The organism is Streptomyces sp. H27-C3, assembly GCF_030063415.1.
Taxonomy (GTDB): Bacteria; Actinomycetota; Actinomycetes; order Streptomycetales; family Streptomycetaceae; genus Streptomyces.
In genome coordinates this window covers 1-19,887 of record NZ_JASITA010000022.1, presented here as the reverse complement: position 1 = coordinate 19,887, position 19,887 = coordinate 1, and the positions used below count along the sequence as shown (strand labels likewise).

Genomic DNA, 19,887 nt, shown 5'->3' with positions numbered 1-19,887 from the left:
AAGGAGGTGCAGGCAGCAAAGGAAACACCCGAACGGCCCGAGGGCCGGCTCCACCGGGCCAGAGTGCTCTACCGCAACGTCTCCAAGCGGAAGTTGGCCTGGTTGCTGCTGAAGGACACGGTCAACTCGTGCATCGAGTACCGCATCCTGGGTCTCGCCGCCGAGGCTGCGTTCTTCACCCTGCTGTCCCTGCCGCCCCTGCTGCTCGGCATGATCGGCCTGCTCGGTTATGTCGACGCGTGGACCAGCGCCGAGTCGGTCGCCTCCATCGAGAAGAACATCCTGACCGCCGCCGAGGCCGTCCTGTCCGACCGCGGCGTCAACGACTTCGCCAAACCTCTCCTCGCGGACGTCACCAAGGGCGCCAGCCCCGACATCATCTCGATCGGCTTCGGGATCGCCCTGTGGTCCGGCTCCCGGGCCGTCAACGTCTTCATCGACACCATCACGGTGATGTACGGACTCGACGGCCACCGCGGCATCGTCAAGACCAGGCTGCTCGCCTTCCTGCTGTACATCGTCGCGCTGATCATCGGTGCGGTGGTGCTGCCGCTGATGGTGGTGGGACCCGACCGGGTGGTGGACCTCGTCCCGTTCGGCACGGAAGTCGTCAGTGTTCTGTACTGGCCCGTGGTGATACTGCTGTCCGTCATCTTCCTCACCACGCTCTACCACGTCTCGGTGCCCGTCCGTTCGCCCTGGATCGAGGACGTCCCCGGCGCACTGGTTGCCCTGGGCATGTGGGTGTTCGGCAGCTTCCTGCTCCGCATCTACCTGACCAGGACCGTCGAGGGCTTCACCATCTACGGCTCCCTCGCGGCCCCCATCGCCGTGCTCCTGTGGATCGGCATCTCCGCCTTCGCCGTCCTGGTGGGCGCCGCGGTCAACGCCGCCATCGACCGCGTCTGGCCCTCGGTCGCCACCGCCGCGGCCCGTGAGGCCAACGACCGTGTCCGTACGGCCCAGGCGGCGGCGGTGATCGCGCGCGCGGAGGCGGTGCGCGCGGCGGGCGAGGGCGACGACTACGACGCGTCCGACCCGGACATGCCCTCGGAGTTCCCGGAGCGCTGGTCGAGGTTCCTGCCGCCGGACGATCTGAAGTCCCGGCTGCACACCGGCCGCGACAAGGAGACCCGGGAGACCCGCGAGGCACGGGAGGCACGGGAGGCGCGGGAGGCGCGGGAGGCGCGGGAGGCAAGGGAGAACGAGGAGACCCGGGAGCAGCGCCCGTAGAGAGCCGGCGGAACGGCTCCTGGCGGGCCGCCGGCAGGAACCGCGCCGAGGGGCGCCCCTGCGACATTCCCTCGGAGCCCGTGTCCGGCTCCGACCCGGAAATGGGTTCGACCGGCAGCCGCGAGCTGCCACAGCGATCTTGACCTTCCCCGGCCCGGGGAGGCGCGCCTAACCTGGACGGTATGTACGCCGAGTGGGCATCGAGGCTCGATGGCGCTGTCGTTGCGTGACCTGGCCGGGCTGACTCTCGGTGCCTACACGGCGTTGGCGAACAGCGAGACACCGCAGCCGTCGGGATCCAGCACCACCGCGTAGCGCTGCCCCGAGACGGCGTCCCAGGGCTTGAGGTGGCCCGCGTACCCCGCCGTGATCAAAGGCGTCGTACGCCGCGTCGACCTCGGCCGGGCTGTCGCACAGGAACGCGAGACCGAGCCGCTCACCTGCCTGCGGCCGGGTGCAGCCCGGGTCGAAGGTGGCGACGGACTCCTCCGTGTCCCACCGGACACGCATGCCGCCGGGCAGGGTCGCCTCGGCGTGCGGCTGGGAGTCGGCCTCGGCCGGGACATCGAGGCCAAGCTTGCGGTAGAAGGCGAGAGAAGTGGCCGAGTCGGGGACGATCAGGCCGATCGCATCGAGTCGTGGAGTCTTGGATTCACCGTAGGCCGGGAGGGTCTCGCGGCTCTTGAAGAAATCGGACGTCATGGACGTCATGGATTCGTAAGGCGCCAGGAACGTGGTCGCCCCTGGTCGGCCGCCTACGGTGGTGGGATGGAGAACCAGCGGCACGGCAGTGATGTGCATGTCCTGGTCGTCGACGACGACCCGACGGTGTCCGAGGTCGTCGCCCGCTATCTCGACCGGGCCGGCTTCGCCGTGGACCGGGCCGCGGACGGGCCCGCCGCACTGCGGGCGGCGGCGGAGCGCTGGCCCCACCTGGTGGTCCTCGACCTGATGCTGCCCGGCATGGACGGCCTTGAGGTGTGCCGCGCACTGCGCGCCCAAGGACCCGTGCCGGTGATCATGCTGACCGCGCGGGGGGACGAGGACGACCGGATCCTCGGCCTGGAAATAGGCGCGGACGACTACGTCACCAAGCCGTTCAGTCCGCGCGAACTGGTGCTGCGGGTCGAATCCGTGCTGCGCCGCGCCCGGGCGGCCCAAGGCCGGGAGGGGCCGCGGCTGCGCGCCGCCGGCATCGACCTGGACCCGCGGGCCCGCCGCGTCACCCGGGACGGCCACGACCTGGCGCTGACCCTGCGGGAGTTCGACCTGCTCGCGTACCTGCTGCGGCGCCCGGGGCAGGTGTGCGGGCGCGAGCAGCTGATGCGGGAGGTGTGGGGCTGGGAATTCGGCGATCTGTCCACCGTCACCGTTCATGTCAGGCGGCTGCGCGGCAAGATCGAGGACGACCCGGCGAGGCCGCTGCTGATCCGGACGGTGTGGGGTGTGGGGTACCGGTTCGATGTACCTGTGGGTTCTGGCGGAACGCCGGGAGAGGTACCGGTGGAGTTCGGAGGGCCCCCGGAAGGCGTACGCCCGGGCCTCGGTGGGACGGGGGAGGCCGTACCCACGGGCTTCGGTGGGACCGGGGAGGCCGTACCTGCGGACTTTGACGGCCCCCCGGAGGCCGTACGTGCGGACCGTGCCGGGCCCCCGGAGGCCGTACGTGCGGACCGTGCCGGGCCCCCGGAGGCCGTACGTGCGGACCGTGCCGGCCCCCCGGAGGCCGTACGTGCGGACCGTGCCGGGCCCCCGGAGGTCGTGCCCGCGGGCCTTGATGGGCGTCCGGAGGTCGTACCCGCGGATCTCGATGGGCTCGCGGATGACGCACCCCGTACGGAAGAAGGCTGAGCGCCGTGCGCGCATTGCTGATCATGGCCGCCTTCGCCTTCCTCGGCGCCGCGGCCGCCGGACTCCTCGGGGCGCTCGCGCTGCGCCTGCTGCGACACCGTTCGGTGGTGGTCTCGCTGACGGTCATCGCCGCCGTCGCGGTCACCGCCATGCTCGCCGGGACCCTCTCCGTCGCCTGGGCGATGTTCCTCAACCGGCACGACCTCGGCGTGGTCACCACGGTCATCGCGATGGCCGCGGCGGTCTCCCTCGCCACCGCGCTGATCCTCGGCCGCTGGGTGGTGGCCCGCAGCAACGCCCTCACCCTGGCGGCCCGTTCGTTCGGCGACGGCGGAAGCTTCGCCGCGCCCGACCGCGGCGCCACAGCCGAACTCGACGCCCTGGGAAGGGAGTTGGCTGCCACCAGTGCGAAGCTGGGCGCATCGAGGGAGCGGGAGCGGGCGCTGGAGACTTCGCGGCGGGAGCTCGTCGCGTGGATCTCGCACGATCTGCGTACGCCGCTGGCCGGCCTGCGCGCCATGTCCGAGGCACTCGAAGACGGCATGGTCGCCGACCCCGAGCGCTACTACCGGCAGATCCGCACCGAGGTCGACCGCATGAACTCCATGGTCGGCGACCTCTTCGAGCTGTCCCGTATCCACGCGGGCGCGCTCGCCCTCAGCCCGAGCCGGATGTCCCTGTACGACCTGGTCGGCGACGCGCTCGCGGGCGCGGATCCGCTGGCCCGCGAGCTCGGAGTGCGCCTCGTCGGTGACGGCGTCGAGCCGCTGCCCGTCGAGGTGGACGGCAAGGAAATGACCCGCGTCCTGGCGAACCTGCTGGTCAACGCGATCCGGAGAACCCCGTCCGATGGGACGGTCGCGGTCGCCGCGCGGCGGGGGGAGCCGGGCACGGACACGGTCGTGCTCTCCGTCACCGACGGCTGCGGGGGGATCCCGGAACAGGACCTGCCGCGGGTCTTCGACACGGGCTGGCGCGGGACGGAGGCGCGGACGCCGCCGGCGGGGGCGGGGCTCGGGCTGGCCATCGTCCGGGGCATCGTGGAGGCTCATGCGGGGCGTGCGGCTGTGCGGAACGTGGTGGGGGGCTGCCGGTTCGAGGTGACGTTGCCGGCGGCGGAACGCTGAGCGCGGGCAGGGCCGGCGCCTGCGGCGCTGTTCCCTTACCCGCCCCTTCCCGCTGTGACGTTTTGCGGCTGCCGCCGCGTGCGGGGGATACCCCCGGGACGCCCTGCGGGCGTGTCCTCAAACCCGGACGGGCTGAAAGCCTTGGCCACTTCAGGCCGTTTGGCGTTTGAGGACCGGGGTCTGGGGCGGAGCCCCAGTTACGCAGGCAACCCCCACCCGCCCACGCCCCGCCCCACCCCCTACCCCGTCCGCCCCTGAAACGCCTCCAGGATCCGTTCCGCCGCCAGCGTCGCCGTCAACTCGCCGTCGCGGACCCGGCGTTCCAGGTCCGGGGTGACCTCCCGTACCTCCGGGTGGACCCGCAGCCGGTCCAGGAGTTCGTCGCGGACCATCGCCCAGACCCAGTCGACCTGCTGATCCCGCCGCTTCGCCGCGAGCCGGCCCGTCGTGTCCAGCAGTGCCCGATGCTGTTCGAGGCGCTCCCAGAGAGCGTCGAGGCCCGTGCCCTCGCGCGCGCTGCAGCACAGCACCGGCGGCGTCCACGCGGCGTCCACGGGGTGCATCAGCCGCAGCGCACCGGCCAGTTCACGCGCCGCGGACCGCGCGTCGCGCTCGTGCGGGCCGTCCGCCTTGTTGACCGTGATGACGTCGGCGAGTTCGAGGACGCCCTTCTTGATGCCCTGGAGCTGGTCGCCGGTGCGGGCGAGGGTCAGCAGCAGGAAGGTGTCCACCATGTTGGCCACCGTGGTCTCCGACTGGCCGACCCCGACCGTCTCGACCAGCACCACGTCGTACCCGGCGGCCTCGGTCACGATCATGGTCTCGCGGGTCGCCTTGGCCACCCCGCCCAGCGTGCCCGAGGTGGGCGATGGTCGTACGAAGGCCGCCGGGTCCACCGCCAGGCGTTCCATCCGGGTCTTGTCGCCCAGGATGGAGCCGCCCGTCCGGCTGGACGACGGGTCCACGGCGAGCACAGCGACCCGGTGCCCGAGGCCCGTGAGCCGGGTGCCCAGCGCGTCGATGAAGGTGGACTTGCCGACGCCGGGCACTCCGCTGATGCCGATCCGGCGGGCCGCCCCGGCGTGCGGCAGCAGCTCGGTCAGCAGTCTCTGGGCGAGTACCCGGTGGTCGGGCCGGGTGGACTCGACGAGCGTGATGGCGCGGGCGATGTACGCCCGCGACCCGTCGCGCACGCCCTTGACGTAGGTGTCGATGTCGATCGTGGGTGCCATCGGCTCAGAGCTCGTGACCGAGGGCGGCGGCGAGCTTCCTCACCAGGTCCTGCGCGGCGTCCGGGATCACGGTGCCGGGTGGGAAGACGGCGGCGGCGCCGGCCCGGTGCAGGGTCTCGACGTCCTGCGGAGGGATCACCCCACCGACGACGATCATGATGTCCCCGCGCCCCTCCGCGGCCAGTTCCTCCCGCAGTGCGGGCACCAGCGTGAGGTGCCCGGCGGCCAGCGAGGAGACCCCGACGATGTGCACGTCCGCCTCGACCGCCTGGCGCGCCACCTCGCCCGGCGTCTGGAACAGCGGGCCGACGTCCACGTCGAAGCCCAGGTCGGCGAAGGCCGTGGCGATCACCTTCTGGCCGCGGTCATGACCGTCCTGGCCCATCTTCGCGACCAGGATGCGCGGGCGGCGGCCCTCCGCCCGGTCGAACTCCTCGACCAGGACGCGGGTGGCCTCCACCGCCGGAGAGCTGCCTGCCTCGGTTCGGTACACACCGGAGATGGTACGGATCTGGCCCGAGTGGCGCCCGTACACCTTCTCCAGTGCGTCGGAGATCTCACCGACGGTCGCCATGGCGCGCGCCGCGTTCACCGCCAGTGCCAGGAGATTGCCGTCCAGGCCGTTGGTCTGATCCGCGCCCGCCCGCGCCGACGCGGTCAGGGCGCGCAGCGCGTCCTGGCAGGCGCCCTCGTCGCGCTCGGCCCGCAGCCGCCGCAGCTTCTCGACCTGCTGGACGCGCACCGAGGAGTTGTCGACCTTGTGCACGTCGATCCGCTCGTCGGTCTCCACCCGGTACTTGTTCACACCGATGACCGGCTGGCGCCCGGAGTCGATGCGGGCCTGGGTGCGGGCCGCCGCCTCCTCGACGCGCAGCTTCGGGATACCGGCGTCGATGGCCTGCGCCATACCGCCGGCCGCCTCGACCTCCTCGATGTGCTCCCAGGCGCGCCGGGCGAGGTCGTGGGTGAGCTTCTCGACGTACGCGCTGCCACCCCACGGGTCGATGACCCGGCAGGTCCCCGACTCCTGCTGGAGCAGCAACTGGGTGTTGCGTGCGATGCGCGCGGAGAAGTCGGTGGGCAGCGCGAGTGCCTCGTCCAGCGCGTTGGTGTGTAGAGACTGGGTGTGTCCCTGGGTGGCCGCCATCGCCTCCACACAGGTGCGGGTGACGTTGTTGAAGACGTCCTGCGCCGTAAGCGACCAGCCCGAGGTCTGGCAATGGGTGCGCAGCGAGAGGGACTTGGGGTTCTTCGGGCCGAAGGTCTTGACCATCCTGGCCCACAGGAGGCGCGCCGCGCGGAGCTTGGCGATCTCCATGTAGAAGTTCATGCCAATGGCCCAGAAGAACGAAAGCCGGGGCGCGAACGCGTCCACGTCGAGTCCCGCTCCGAGGCCCGCCCGCAGATACTCCATGCCGTCGGCGAGGGTGTACGCCAGCTCCAGGTCGGCCGTGGCTCCGGCCTCCTGGATGTGATAGCCGGAGATGGAGATGGAGTTGTAGCGGGGCATCTTCTGCGAGGTGTACGCGAAGATGTCCGAGATGATCCGCATCGAGGGCGTGGGCGGATAGATGTAGGTGTTGCGGACCATGAACTCTTTGAGGATGTCGTTCTGGATGGTCCCGGCCAGCTTCTCGGGCGGTACGCCCTGCTCCTCCGCGGCCACGATGTACAGCGCGAGCACCGGCAGCACGGCGCCGTTCATCGTCATCGACACGCTCATCTTGTCCAGCGGGATGCCGTCGAAGAGCTGTCGCATGTCGTAGATCGAGTCGATGGCGACGCCCGCCATGCCGACATCGCCCGTCACCCTCGAGTGGTCGCTGTCGTAGCCGCGGTGGGTCGGCAGGTCGAAGGCGACCGAAAGGCCCTTCTGGCCGGCGGCGAGATTGCGCCGGTAGAAGGCGTTGGACTCCTCGGCGGTGGAGAAACCGGCGTACTGCCGGATCGTCCACGGCTGGTTGACGTACATCGTCGGGTACGGGCCGCGCAGATACGGTGCGATGCCCGGGTACGTACCGAGGAAGTCGAGCCCTGTCAGGTCCTGCGAGGTGTACAGCGGCTTGACGGGGATGCCCTCGGGCGTGTTCCACACCAGGTCGCCGTCGCCCTTGCCAGTGCTCTCCTTGACGGCCGTGCGCCACTGGTCATCGGAGACCCCGGCCGTGGCCGCGGCCTCGCCCGGCTGCCCGAGCTCGACCTGTGAGAAGTCCGGGATCCGCATCACGCCACTCCGATTCGGTCGAGGGCGGAGGTGAGGACGGCGACCACGTCGCCGCCCGCGACGACGAACTCGTCGACCCCGGCCCGCTCAAACGTCTCACGCTGCTCGCCGGGACGTCCCGCGAGGTATACCCGCCGGGCGCCGGCCGACTTCAGTGCCTCGGCCACCGCGGCGGCGTGCTCGGCGTAGAGGGCGTCGCTGGAGCAGACGCACGCCACCTGGGCCCCGCTCGCCGTGAACGCGGCGGCGGCCGAAGCGGCGTCGACGGACACCGGGTCGTGGACCGGTTCGATGCCGCCGCTCTGGAAGAGGTTGGCGGCGAAGGAGGCGCGCGCGGTGTGCGCGGCGGCCGGGCCGATGGCGGCCAGGAAGACGCGGGGCCGGGCGCCGGTCTCGGCGAGGTGCGCGTCCGAGCGGGCCCGCAGCGCCTCGAAGTCCTCGTCGCGGCGCACCTTCGGCAGGCCACCTCCGGGCGTGGCGGGCACCGGGTCGCGCTCGACCGGAGCCTGGGCGAGCAGCGGGAACTCGCTCACCCCGGTGATCGGCTCGCGCCGCTTCGCCAGCTGCTTCTTGCGGCCCTGCCAGGTGGCGCCGATCCGCTCGGACACCAGGCCGGAGCCCAGGGCTGCCGCCTGGCCTCCCGCCCGCTCGATCTCCTGGAACCAGGCCCAGGCGGCCCGCGCCAGCTCGTCGGTGAGCTGCTCGACGTACCAGGAGCCGCCCGCCGGGTCGATGACCCGGCCCACGTGCGACTCCTCGACCAGGATCGTCGACGTATTGCGGGCGATGCGGCGGGCGAAGGCGTCCGGCAGACCCAGCGCGTGGTCGAAGGGCAGCACGGTCACGGCGTCGGCGCCGCCCACGCCCGCGGCGAGCGAGGCGACCGTGGTGCGCAGCATGTTCACCCACGGGTCGCGGCGGCTCATCATCACCGAGGAGGTCACCGCGTGCTGGCGCTGCGCCCCGGCCGCGGATCGCGCTCCGCACGCCTCGGCGACACGGGCCCACACCCGGCGGGCGGCGCGCAGCTTGGCGATCGTCAGGAACTGGTCGGCGGTGGCCGCGTACCGGAATTCCAGCTGGCCGCAGGCCGCTTCGACGGACAGTCCGGCCGAGGTGAGGTCACGCAACAGCGATACGCCGGTGGCGAGCGAGCAGCCCAGCTCCTGGGCGGCCGACGCGCCGGCCTCGTGGTACGGCAGCGCGTCCACGGTCAGCGCCCGCAGCCCCGGGTACTCCTCGTGGCAGAGCGCGGCGAGGGCGGCAGCGGATTCGGTGTGGGAGGCGAGCGCGCTGTGGTCGCCGGAGCGTGCCGCGTGGCCCAGCGGGTCGGCGCCGAGGTTGCCGAGCGCGGCCTCGGGGGCGACGCCCCGCTCCTCGTACAGGCGCAGCAACTCCCGTGTTGCTTCGGCGAATTCGGCGCCCGCGTCCAGCACGACGGGGGCCAGGTCGAGATAGACGCCGGCCAGGGCCCTGTCGATGCCGGACACCGGCACGCCGACCGCGCCGACGCTCAGCCAGATCGAGGCGACGCCGTTCTCCAGGTCCGCGAGGACGGCCTCATTGGTCCGTACGGGATCGGGCCGGTCGTGGCGCTGGCGCACGTCCCAGCCGGAGACCGCGCCACCTGCCGGCGTGCCGCCCCGGACGAACGGCGCGAAACCCGGATAGCCGGAGCTGTCCGCGTACGCGCCGTCGGCGGCGGTATAGAGGGGGCGGGCCGTGAGCCCGTCGTCGAAAGCTGTGGACAGCAGGCTTTCGGCCGCCGTGTCCGGGACATCCTTACCCGTTTTGCGCAGTACGCCGGCCACCAGGCTCTGCCACTGCTCATGGGTCGCGTCCGGGAACTCGGCGGCCAGCGAAAACCCGTCATCGGGGAGGACCGTCATGCTCAGATGTTAGGGGAACCGTGCAAAGGTGCAGGAGAGGGGAAGGCTGTGACCTTGCCCTCTCCTGCACGCCCTTGATCCTTTGGGCGTCGTGGCCTATCCGGCGCCCGGGTGTGTCACGGGCGTGTCAGGGGTGCGCCCGGGTGTGTCAGGGGCGCTGCCCCGGCCATTCACGCGGCGTCGAATGGCGGGCCGAGCAGCGGGTCATGTACGAGCGTGTGGTCGAGGTGCCGCGGCTGCTGTCCTTCTTCGGCGCACACGACCTCCTGCCGCACCCGAAGCTCGCCGAGGCCCGCTCCGCGCTGAGCGCGCACTACGCGGCCGAACTCGGTGAGCCGTTCACGACTGCGGGGCTCTGCTACTACCGGGACGGTCAGGACAGCGTCGCCTGGCACGGGGACGCGATCGGCCGGGGCAGGAAGGAGGACACCATGGTCGCGATCGTCTCCCTGGGAGCGCCCAGGCACCTTGCGCTGAGGCCCCGCAGGCCGGGCCCCTCCCCGGTGCACAAGCCGCTCGGCCACGGTGACCTCATTGTCATGGGCGCAAGCTGCCAGCGCACCTGGGAGCATGCGATTCCCAAGACGGCGCGTTCCGTGGGGCCCCGGATCAGCGTGCAGTTCCGCCCGCACGACGTGCGCTGAGCGGATACCGCGTCGAGCGCCGGGTGAATACGGACCTCTCCGTCTGCGCATCGCGGTTGTGCCGGTCCCCGCAAGGGCTGATTCTGTAGGTAATGAACCGGGCTGGTGTGGCGCTGTGAACGCGTGGGACGCGGCTGAGAGTGCCGACTTCCGTGGACCCCTCGACGTCACCAGGGCGGCCACGGCGGTACTCGACGCCCAGGACACGGTCGTCGGGTGGAGTCCCGCGGCGGAGGCGCTCCTCGGCTACCGGCCCGGCGAGATCGTCGGGCGGCCCCTGGACACGTTCCTGCCGCTGCGGCCGGTGTCCGCGCTCCCTCCCTCCGAGGAGGCCGTCCCGGCCCCGGATCCCCCGTTCGAAAGCAGCGAGATCCGGGTCGCGCGCCACCGGGCCGGCCATGAGCTGCTGGTCGCGACGGCGGTGTGCCTCCTGCCGGGCGCCGAGGGCGCCGGTACGCCGGTCGGCACGCCCCAGCGCATCCTCGTCGCGGCCGAGCTGGAGGGCCTGCGGCTGTGGGAATCCCGGCTGTCCATGCTGCACGGGCTGGCCACTCAGTCGCCCGTGGGTCTGGGTATCTACGACACCGACCTGCGGCTGACCTGGTGCAACGCTGCGTACGAACGCGAGATCGGGCGCCCGTTCGCCGCATTCCGCGGAATGCGGGCCGATGAGCTGTACCCCGGTGGCACCTTCGTGACCCAGGGGTACCCGAAGACCCTCGACGCGGTGATGCGCCAGGTGATCGAAACCGGCGAACCGGTCCTGGACCTGCACTTCCGCGCCGAGCAGCCCAGCGACCCGGGACCGGACCACCTCTGGTCCTGCTCCTACTACCGGCTGCAGAACGCTGACGGGCACGTGCTCGGAGTGTGCGAGGACGCCTTCGACATCACCGATCGCTACCAGGCGCAGAACCGGCTGGCCCTGCTCGTCGAGGCGGGCCGCGGGGTCGGCACCACGCTGGACGCGATCGTCACCGCCGAGGAGATCGCCGGGGTGGCGGTACCGGCCTTCGCCGATCTGGTGACCGTCGACTTCGGGAAGGCGGTCCTTGAGGGCGAGGTGCCGGTCACCGGCGGTTCGGCGTCGATGGGTCTCGTACGCGTCGCCTGGCGCTCCGGCGGTGCGCAGGACACGAAGCCGTCGAACCCGGGCACCGGCACGGATGTGTGCGCGGAGGGGGCCGAGGAAGCGGAGGAATCGGCCGCGCGCAGCGGCCCGGAGGCGCCGGGGGAGCGGGGAGAGCCGAGTCGGCCCGGGGCATCGGCCGAGCCTCTGGAGCCTGCGCCGCGCGAGCCGCTGCCCGTGGACTACCCGCCCGGCTCGCCCCAGGACCGCAGCCTCGCCTCGGGAGGGCTCGTACTCGACGAGAACACCCTGGTCGTTCCCCTGCGCGGCGGAGGCAGCACCCTGGGGCTCGTCACCTTCGTCCGTGGCCCGCACGCCGCCGCTTTCGACAGTGGCGAAGTCGCCCTGGCCCACGAGTTGGTGGCCCGTACCTCCGTGTCCGTCGACAACGCCCGCCGCTTCACCCGTGAACGCACCGCGGCCCTCGCCCTGCAACGTCAACTGCTACCGCAGCACGTGCCGCAGCAGTCGGCGGTCGACCTCGCCTACCGCTATCTCCCCGCGGACGACCAGACAGGGGTGGGCGGTGACTGGTTCGACGTGATCCCGCTGTCCGGGACACGGGTCGGCCTCGTGGTGGGGGATGTGGTCGGCCACGGCCTGCAGGCCGCCGCCACCATGGGGCGCCTGCGCACGACCGTGCGCGCCTTCGCCCAAATGGACATGTCCCCTGACGAGTTGCTCACCCGGCTCGACGATCTGGTGGGGCAGGCGGCGGAGGAACAGTCGGACGTCTCCGGCAAGGCGGCCGGCTCGTACGCCGATGTGACCACCGGGGCGACCTGCCTCTACGCGGTCTACGACCCGGTCTCGCGGCGCTGCGTGATGGCCCGCGCCGGACATCTGCCGCCCGCGATCGTGTACCCCGACGGCCGGCTGACCTTCCCGGACCTCCCGGCCGGTCCACCGCTGGGCCTCGGCGGCCTGCCCTTCGAGTCCATGGAGATCGAGCTGCCGGTGGGCAGCCTGGTGGCCCTCTTCACCGACGGCCTGGTCGAGGCCCGTGACCGTGACATCGACGTGGGACTCGACACGCTGGGAAGGGTGTTGAGTGACCGTCAGAAATCCCTGGAGGAGCTGTGCGACCGGGCGGTGGCTGAGCTTCTGCCCGACGGCACCACAGCCGACGACACGGCTCTGCTGCTCGTCCGTACCCGCGAACTCGACGCCCGCCAGGTTGTCGACTGGGAGCTGCCCGCTGAGCGCGTCGCGGTGAGCCACGCCCGTGAGCTGGCCACCGGGCAGCTGCGCGACTGGGGGCTCGAGGACCTGACGTTCGCCACCCAGCTCGTCGTCAGTGAACTGGTCACCAACGCGATCAGGTACGCCGAAGGCCCATTGCACCTGCGCCTCATCCGTGACCGCACCCTGCTGTGCGAGGTCGCGGACACCGGCCACACCTCACCGCATCTGCGGCACAGCGCCGAGGACGACGAAGGCGGCCGAGGGCTGTTCATCGTCGCGCAACTCGTCCAGAGGTGGGGAACGCGGTACACGCGGTCGGGGAAGACCATCTGGACCGAGCAGTCGTTCCCCTCGGCGGACTGACGCGGCCCGGTGGGCCGACCGATAAATGGTTGGCACCCGGCGCCGGTGCGGGGCTAGGGTTTTCCGTGTTGCCGAGCGACGCGGTGCGTCGTCCCGGGGTGTGTCGGTTCGTTGAAGAAACAGGAGGTGAGGGCATTGATGAATGTCACCCGCATTCAGGAGTTCATCACCGTTTCCATCCCTGTGGTCTCCGGCTGACACCCATCCGTTTTCCGCGCGCCGAGCGCGCCGCCGGGGCCACCCTCCGAAGGGTTCCCCTTGTCCAGATCGTTCAACGCTTCGCTCAACACCCCCTCCACCTCCGGTACTTCCGCCGAGCCCGACGACCGGCGTGCTCTCGCCGCCTACGGCTGGGACGAGGACTGGGCCACCGAATTCGCCCCGTACGCCGCGCAGGGCCTGCGGCCCGGCCGGGTCGTACGGGTCGACCGCGGCCGGTGCGACATCGTCACCCCGGCCGGCACCGTCCGCGCCGACACCGAATTCGTGGTGCCGCGCGACCCGATGAAGGTCGTGTGCACCGGCGACTGGGTCGCCGTCGACCCGGTCGGCGATCCGCAGTACGTACGGACGCTCCTGCCGCGGCGTACCGCCTTTGTGCGGTCCGCCTCGTCCAAGCGCTCCGAAGGTCAGGTGCTGGCCACCAACATCGACCACATCGTCATCTGTGTGTCCCTCACGGCCGAGCTCGACCTCGGGCGCATCGAGCGGTTCCTCGCGCTCGCGATGTCCAGCTCCAGCGGCGACGCGCTGTTGCGCGGAGCGACGCCGTCGAAGGAGAGCCTGGCCCAGCCGGTCGTCGTGCTCACCAAGGCAGACATGGTGCCGGACGCCACCGGGCTCTCCTACCTCGTCGAGGATGTCGCGGCCACCGCGCCCGGCGTGCAGGTGCTGCCCGTCAGCGCCGCGACGGGCGACGGCATCGACGTACTCGCCGCCATGATCTCCGGCGGTACGAGTGTGCTGCTCGGGGTGTCGGGCGCGGGCAAGTCCACCCTCGCCAACGCCCTGCTCGGCGAGGACATGATGGATGTGCGAGCCATCCGTGACGTGGACGGCAAGGGCCGGCACACCACCACCACCCGCAACCTGCTGGCCCTGCCCGGCGGGGGAACACTCATCGACACGCCGGGACTGCGCGGGGTCGGGCTGTGGGACGCCGAGGCGGGCGTCGGACAGGTCTTCTCGGAGATCGAGGACCTGGGCGCATCGTGCAGGTTCCACGACTGCGCCCACGAGGCGGAGCCGGGCTGCGCGGTGCTCGCCGCCCTGGCCGACGGCTCACTGCCGGAACGCCGGCTGGAGAGCTACCGCAAGCTGCTGCGGGAGAACCGCCACATCGCCGCCAAGACCGACGTCAGGGTGCGCGCCGAGATCGGCCGTGAGTGGCGGATGAGGTCCGCGCAGGGCCGGGCCGCGATGGAGGCCAAGCGGGGCCGTCACCGCTGACCCGTTCAAGCGCCGGGCAGGCCCGATTCCGGGTCTGCCCGGCGCTTGAAACGCGGGTTCGAGGATCCCGCCGCGCGCACCCGTACGTGGTGTCCGAATCCCGCGAGCCCGGAGTCCGCGGCGGGCGCACACTGAGGGAGTGATGGACGAAGAGACCAGGTACGAGGCGGTCAGCAGCCGCGACGCGCGTTTCGACGGCGAGTTCTTCTTCGCCGTCGCGACCACCGGCATCTACTGCCGCCCGAGCTGCCCCGCCGTCACGCCGAAGCGCAAGAACGTCCGCTTCTATCCGACCGCGGCCGCCGCTCAGGGCAACGGCTTCCGGGCCTGCCGCCGCTGCCGCCCCGACGCCGTACCCGGCTCCGCCGACTGGAACGCGCGCGCCGATGTCGTCGGCCGTGCCATGCGCATGATCGGCGACGGAATCGTGGACCGCGAGGGCGTGCCCGGCCTGGCCGGTCGGCTCGGCTACAGCACCCGGCAGGTGCAGCGCCAGCTCACCGGCGAGCTGGGGGCCGGACCCGTCGCGCTGGCCCGCGCGCAGCGCTCGCACACCGCCCGAGTGCTGCTCCAGACCACCGGGCTGCCCATCACGGAGATCGCGTTCGCCTCGGGCTTCGCGAGCGTGCGGCAGTTCAACGACACCATCCGGCAGATCTACGCCCGCACCCCGAGCGCGCTGCGCGTGGAGGCGGGCACCGGGACGGGCGGCGGCGCGGGGGCGAGGGCGGCCGACAGCACCGGCGCGCCCGCCCTCGCGGCCGGGATCCCGCTGCGGCTCGCGTACCGGGGGGCGTACGCGGCCCGCGAGGTGTTCGGCCTCCTCGCCCGCGAAGCACTGCCCCGCGTCGAGGAGGTCATCGGCGAGCCCGGCGCCCGCACCTACCGGCGCACCCTGCGGCTGCCCTACGGCACAGGCATGGCCGCCGTGAACGAAGCGCCGCACAGCGGCTGGCTCGACGCCCGGATCCACCTCACCGACCTGCGGGACCTCACCACCGCCGTACAGCGGCTGCGCAGGCTCTTCGACCTGGACGCCGACCCGTACGCCGTCGACGAGCGGCTCGGCGCCGACCCCCGCCTCGCACCGCTCGTCGCCGCCCGCCCCGGACTGCGCTCACCCGGCGCCGCAGACCCGGACGAGCTGGCGGTACGGACCCTGGTCGGCCAGAATGACGCCGTACGGCTGGTCGAGACGTACGGGAAGGCTCTGGACCTCCCGTGCGGCGCCCTCACCCACCTCTTCCCCGAGCCCGGCGCCCTCACCGGGGCCGACGACCCCGCGCTGCGCGCCCTCGCGACCGCGCTCGCCGACGGCGCTGTACGCCTCGATCCGGGCGCCGACCGAGAGGAGGCCGAACAGGCACTCCTGACGCTGCCCGGGATCACCGCCAGGACCGCGGGCCTGATCCGGATGCGGGCGCTCGGCGACCCCGATGTGGCACCGTCCGGGGAGCCGGACGCGGAAGCCTGGCGCCCCTGGCGCTCGTACGCGATGCGCCACCATTGGGCGGCGGATCCGGGGAGTGCGGCTTAGGTACTGCATGCGGTTGCAGTATTAGGGGCGAGCGGCGGCCGGTTGTGGGGTGCCGGGGTGCGCCGGTCACCCGGGCGACGCCCCGCCGGCCGCCGGGTCACCGAGGGGCGGCGCGGCAGTCTCCGGGGCCGCTCGGCAAGTGGGGAGCGGCGTGTTCGTCCGCCCAGATTTCCCCGTCACGGCGTGTCCAGGCCCCAGCTGTGGATCTTGTTCGGGTGGATCCGGATGATCTCGTCACTGAAGTGCGGGCCCAGCTCGTGCGGCCCGGTCAGCAGCTCCGCCTCACCCCGGATGTCCACCCCGCGCACCGCCCACGGCTGGAAGCTCACGATGTCGTCGACCACCAGGGCGACCTTGGAATTCGCCTGGAGGTTGCGCCACTTCTTCGTCGTGCCCAGGGCATGGCCGCCCACCAGGATCGTGCCGTCGTCCTGCGGGAAGAAGCCGACCGGGTTGGCCTGCGGCTGCCCCTTGGCGTCGACCGTGGCCATTCGTCCCAGGCGCTGGGTCTTGAGATACGCGCGTTCTGTTTCGCTGAAAGCGGTCATGGGGCCACCCTCACACGCCCGTTGACCACCCACATCGGCCCGAGGGCCTAGGCCTCGCGCGTACTTCGCTTCCCCTCAGCCCCAGATCACCGCCCCCAGCCACGCCCCCACCACCAGCAGGCACGCGAACAGCTCCACCAGCACCGGAAGGCCGACGGCGCGCATGACCGTGCGCGTGGAGGCCCAGCCGCCCCGGTGGCTGCCGAGCCGCGCCCGCTCCGCCCCGTAGATTCCCCCGACGAACCCCGCGATGCCGCCCACCACCGGCACCAGGAAGAAACCGGCGATCCCGGCGAGCCCGCCCACGAGCAGCGTGCGCGAGGGAGCCCCCGACGCATTGCGTCGGCGGCTCGGCAACAGCGGTTTCAGCGCCTGGTTGAGCAGCAACACGGCCGTCGCGCCGATCAGGACGCCCCAGGCGAGGCTCGTCGGGGCTGCCAGCGACCACCACAGCACGGCCGCCCACACGATCGCCTGACCCGGTACACCGGGGACGAGCACGCCGAGCAGACCCAGCAGCAGCACCAGGCCGACCGCGACAAGCTGCCATGCACCCATCTGTCAAGCGTGCAGGAGCCGGAGCGTTCTCGCAGGTCAAGCGAGCCGGGGCGGGCCGCTCCCGGCCGGTCCCGCGCCGCCGCGGCCGTCCCCGCCCGGCCGGTCCCGCGCCACCCAGCCCCGCTCGTACGCGTGCCAGCCCAGTTGCAGCCGGGTCGTCACGCCCGCCAGCTCCATCAGCCCCTTCACCCGGCGTTGCACGGTCCGCAGCCCCAGTTCCAGCTGCTTGGCCACGCTCGCGTCCGTCATCCCGGCGAGCAGCAGCGAAAGCACCTGGAGGTCCGTGGCGTCGGGCCCCCGGCCCGGTTCCTCCGCCACGCCGTCGCCCTCCCCGAGCCGCAGCGGCAGCGCCTCGCGCCACACCGCCTCGAAGAGCCCCATCAGCGACTCCAGCAGCCCGCTGGCATGGACGACGAGCGCCGCCGGCTCCGCGCCGCGCCCGGTCAGCGGCACCATCGCCAGCGTGCGGTCGGCGACGACCAGCTTGGTCGGCACCTTCTCCACCACCCGGACCTGCTCCTCGCGCCCCAGCGCGGCGGCCAGCTCGCTGATGCCGGTCGGCAGCGCCAGCACCTCGCGCTCGATGACCACGCGATACGTCACCCCGCGCGCCGCCGCCCGCTTCTCCGCCTCGCTGTCCCGCCCGGCCACCACGTTCGGCCGCCCGGTCACCAGCGCGCACACCTCGCTCGACGCGCCCAGCTGCAGTTGCAGGAAGCGGTGGGCGACCGCGCTCGCGCCCGTCACCACCTCGACCAGATCGTGCACGGCCGGCTCGGCCGCCTCCGAGCGGTACTCCTCGGCGAGCAGCGTCGCCGCCAGCTCTGCCTGCTCCAGCTCGTGCCGCTGCTGGGTGAGGAGCGCGCCGAGGGCGACCCCCGGCGGCGCCGCCACCCAGCGCCCCGTGCGGGCGGAGGACTGGGCGGCGAGCCCATGGCTCTCCAGGCGGCGCAGCGCCCGCTCCGTATCGGCCTCGGGGAGCGCCAGCCGGTGGGCGAGGTCGGGCACCTCCCCGGCGCCGACGGCGACGAGCGCGCGGTACGTCGACTCCTGTGCCTCATCGAGACCTATGGCTCCCAGCACTCCTGGACCCCTCCCCGGACGCGGATCTGGCAGGTCGTGGCGGTCGTGGCGGAAATCGGCCACGGCACAATCCCGCCGCACACATCATCCTTGCACCACCCGTCCCTCTGCCAATGTGGCGCCACCGCAGCACCAACAGCTTCTACACATAGGGCGTTTGCACCTTATGTGCGGAATGGCATGGGGGGAGCGGTGCTGGCCTGGGCCGCGGGCTACGACGGCACGGGCACCAAGGTCGCCGTGCTCGACACCGGCGCGGACGCAGAGCACCCCGACCTCAAGGGCCGCATCACCGCCGCCGAGAACTTCACCGACTCGCCCTCCACCGAAGACCGCCAGGGCCACGGCACCCACACCATCTCCACGGTGGGCGGCTCGGGCGCGGCGAGCGACGAAAGAAGAAGGGCGTGGCGCCCGGCGCCGACCTCCTCAACAAGGTGCTCAACGACGGTGGCGCCGGGGCGGCTTCCTGGATCGGGGTCGCCCCCGCGTTCTGGGGCGACAGCGAACATGTCGGCCTGGCCGGTTCCTTCGGCGACATCGGATCGATGCAGTTGAGCCGCGACGGTGAGATGATCGGTGAATCTCCTTACCCATTCGGAGTCTTCGACGTACCGTCAGAGGAAGCCGAGTACGAATGGGCGCCGCCCACCACCAAGTTCGGGCAGCCCGCGGCAGTCTGGAAGCGCTCCACCGAGACGCGGACGGTCTGGAAGTTCCGTTCCGAGCTCGACGAGAGCGCCTACTCCCAAGGGGTGCCGCTGCTCTTTCCGGGCTACCAACTCCCGGGGGACGGCCGTAAGACGCTCCCCGCACAGGACGGTCAGGAGATCGCCCTCAGTGTGAGCGGCCATGCGGGCTGCACGCCTGGAACTCTGACGGCGGCGAAGCTCTCGTACTCCTAACGACGGCGGCGCGACCTGGACCGAGGCCGAGGTCGGGCAGCAGTCCGGCACCTGGACCGCGACCGTGAACCACGCGGGCGCGACGGGCAAGCCGGTCACGCCGAAGACCGAACTGACGGACGCCAAGGGCAACTCCGTCACTCAGCTCGTGGTGCGCGCGTGCGACGTGCGTTAGCCACGACCCGTCCGCCGGGCGTCCTTCCCGTGGGGGGTGGGGTCGCCCGGCGGACGACTTTTTCCTGATGACCCGTTTTCGTACGGCCTTCGCGGTGGACAATAAGGGGCATGAGCCAGCAGGGGGAGAGGCGCGCCACGCACGAGGACGAGTGGTGGAGTCGGCTGTACGACGACGAGACCACTCCGGACACGGGCCCCGCCCCGGCGGGCGACACTCTGGACGACAGATTCGACTCCGCGGTGGGCACGGTGGGACCACCGGCAGCGGAGCCGCCGGCGGCCTCGACGACACCGGGACCACGGGCTCCAATGGCTCCGGTGTCGTCGAGGCCACCCCCGGAGCTGAAACCACCGGAGCCGTCGCCCCCACCGGAGCTGACGCCACCTGCACCGGCCTCACTGACGCCGCCTCCACAGCCTCCGGCACCGCCGGTCATGCCGCGCCAGCGCGCTCCCTGGGAGCCGCCGGAGCCCCCGCAGGCGTCCGCCCGGATCGACGCACCCGCACGGCCCGCGACGCCCACTCGGTCCGCCCCGCCCGAGGCGCCCACCTCGCCCCCGCCGCCCGACACTCCCGCAGCCCCGCACCCGGGAGCCGCGCCGCCGGAGGCCTGGCGCCCGGGCCCCAGCCCGGCACCCCACCACCAGGCCGAGGGCCGCGCCGCCTGGGACGCGACGGCGCCCCCGGAGGACTGGCGGCCTGCGCCCCCTGGCCCACGCCGGCCGGCCGGGCTCCCCCCGGGCCCGGACGCG

Annotated in this window: 11 protein-coding genes and 5 pseudogenes; 9 read left to right on the top strand and 7 right to left on the bottom strand. The window is 72.1% G+C overall.

The genetic code is table 11. The features are described 5' to 3' along the window. Positions 1-6: 6 nt before the first annotated feature. A complete protein-coding gene (locus tag QMK30_RS21945; RefSeq protein WP_283519990.1) occupies positions 7-1,233 on the top strand; it encodes a YihY/virulence factor BrkB family protein in 1,227 nt (408 codons plus the stop codon). Positions 1,234-1,487: 254 nt separating this feature from the next. Here QMK30_RS21945 and QMK30_RS21940 read toward each other — a convergent pair. Continuing rightward, positions 1,488-1,935: pseudogene (locus QMK30_RS21940) on the bottom strand (VOC family protein). A 66-nt stretch (positions 1,936-2,001) separates the two neighbouring features. On the opposite strand from QMK30_RS21940, the pseudogene QMK30_RS21935 reads away from it, so the two are divergent. Together QMK30_RS21935 and QMK30_RS21930 are read left to right on the top strand one after the other, a co-directional pair. Continuing rightward, positions 2,002-2,712: pseudogene (locus QMK30_RS21935) on the top strand (response regulator transcription factor); the annotation flags it as partial. A 395-nt stretch (positions 2,713-3,107) separates the two neighbouring features. Further along, the gene (locus QMK30_RS21930; RefSeq protein WP_502963197.1) at positions 3,108-4,211 is read left to right on the top strand and encodes a sensor histidine kinase; all 1,104 of its coding nucleotides are present in this window, start codon (positions 3,108-3,110) and stop codon (positions 4,209-4,211) included. Between the two features lie 239 nt (positions 4,212-4,450). Here the strand turns inward: QMK30_RS21930 and meaB are convergent, their stop codons facing one another. From meaB to QMK30_RS21915, 3 genes are read right to left on the bottom strand one after another with little or no spacing between them, the layout of a single operon-like run. After that, positions 4,451-5,443 carry a methylmalonyl Co-A mutase-associated GTPase MeaB gene (gene meaB / locus QMK30_RS21925; RefSeq protein ID WP_283519987.1) on the bottom strand — a complete coding sequence of 331 codons (993 nt, stop codon included), beginning with the start codon at positions 5,441-5,443 and terminating at the stop codon, positions 4,451-4,453. Between the two features lie 4 nt (positions 5,444-5,447). After that, positions 5,448-7,667 carry a methylmalonyl-CoA mutase gene (gene scpA / locus QMK30_RS21920; protein WP_283519986.1) on the bottom strand — a complete coding sequence of 740 codons (2,220 nt, stop codon included), beginning with the start codon at positions 7,665-7,667 and terminating at the stop codon, positions 5,448-5,450. Next, a complete protein-coding gene (locus QMK30_RS21915) occupies positions 7,667-9,556 on the bottom strand; it encodes a methylmalonyl-CoA mutase family protein (RefSeq protein ID WP_283519985.1) in 1,890 nt (629 codons plus the stop codon). The genes scpA and QMK30_RS21915 overlap by 1 nt, the downstream gene beginning before the upstream one ends. Positions 9,557-9,729: 173 nt before the next feature. Here QMK30_RS21915 and QMK30_RS21910 point away from each other — a divergent pair. From QMK30_RS21910 to QMK30_RS21895, 4 genes and pseudogenes are all read left to right on the top strand, one after another. Next, positions 9,730-10,200: pseudogene (locus QMK30_RS21910) on the top strand (alpha-ketoglutarate-dependent dioxygenase AlkB); the annotation flags it as partial. Between the two features lie 115 nt (positions 10,201-10,315). Continuing rightward, positions 10,316-12,877, top strand: a complete 2,562-nt coding sequence (locus QMK30_RS21905) for a SpoIIE family protein phosphatase (protein ID WP_283519984.1) — start codon at positions 10,316-10,318, stop codon at positions 12,875-12,877. Between the two features lie 258 nt (positions 12,878-13,135). After that, a complete protein-coding gene (gene rsgA, locus QMK30_RS21900; RefSeq protein ID WP_283519983.1) occupies positions 13,136-14,326 on the top strand; it encodes a ribosome small subunit-dependent GTPase A in 1,191 nt (396 codons plus the stop codon). A 142-nt stretch (positions 14,327-14,468) separates the two neighbouring features. Continuing rightward, entirely contained in the window at positions 14,469-15,863 is a 1,395-nt protein-coding gene (locus QMK30_RS21895) for a DNA-3-methyladenine glycosylase 2 family protein (protein ID WP_283519982.1), read from the top strand. 176 nt (positions 15,864-16,039) lie between these two features. Here QMK30_RS21895 and QMK30_RS21890 read toward each other — a convergent pair whose 3' ends face one another. The 3 genes from QMK30_RS21890 to QMK30_RS21880 all read right to left on the bottom strand — a co-directional run bounded on the left by QMK30_RS21890 (position 16,040) and on the right by QMK30_RS21880 (position 18,052). Then, on the bottom strand, positions 16,040-16,411 hold the full coding sequence (locus tag QMK30_RS21890) for a PPOX class F420-dependent oxidoreductase (protein WP_283519981.1): 372 nt from the start codon (positions 16,409-16,411) through the stop codon (positions 16,040-16,042). A gap of 75 nt (positions 16,412-16,486) precedes the next feature. Then, on the bottom strand, positions 16,487-16,969 hold the full coding sequence (locus tag QMK30_RS21885) for a DUF456 domain-containing protein (protein WP_283519980.1): 483 nt from the start codon (positions 16,967-16,969) through the stop codon (positions 16,487-16,489). A 36-nt stretch (positions 16,970-17,005) separates the two neighbouring features. Beyond that, positions 17,006-18,052: a helix-turn-helix domain-containing protein gene (locus tag QMK30_RS21880; RefSeq protein WP_283519979.1), complete on the bottom strand. Its 1,047-nt coding sequence runs from the start codon at positions 18,050-18,052 to the stop codon at positions 17,006-17,008. A gap of 186 nt (positions 18,053-18,238) precedes the next feature. Between QMK30_RS21880 and QMK30_RS38860 the strand changes: the two are divergent. After that, a pseudogene (locus QMK30_RS38860) lies at positions 18,239-18,528 on the top strand (S8 family serine peptidase); the annotation flags it as partial. Between the two features lie 714 nt (positions 18,529-19,242). Beyond that, positions 19,243-19,887, top strand: a pseudogene (locus QMK30_RS21865) (protein phosphatase 2C domain-containing protein); the annotation flags it as partial.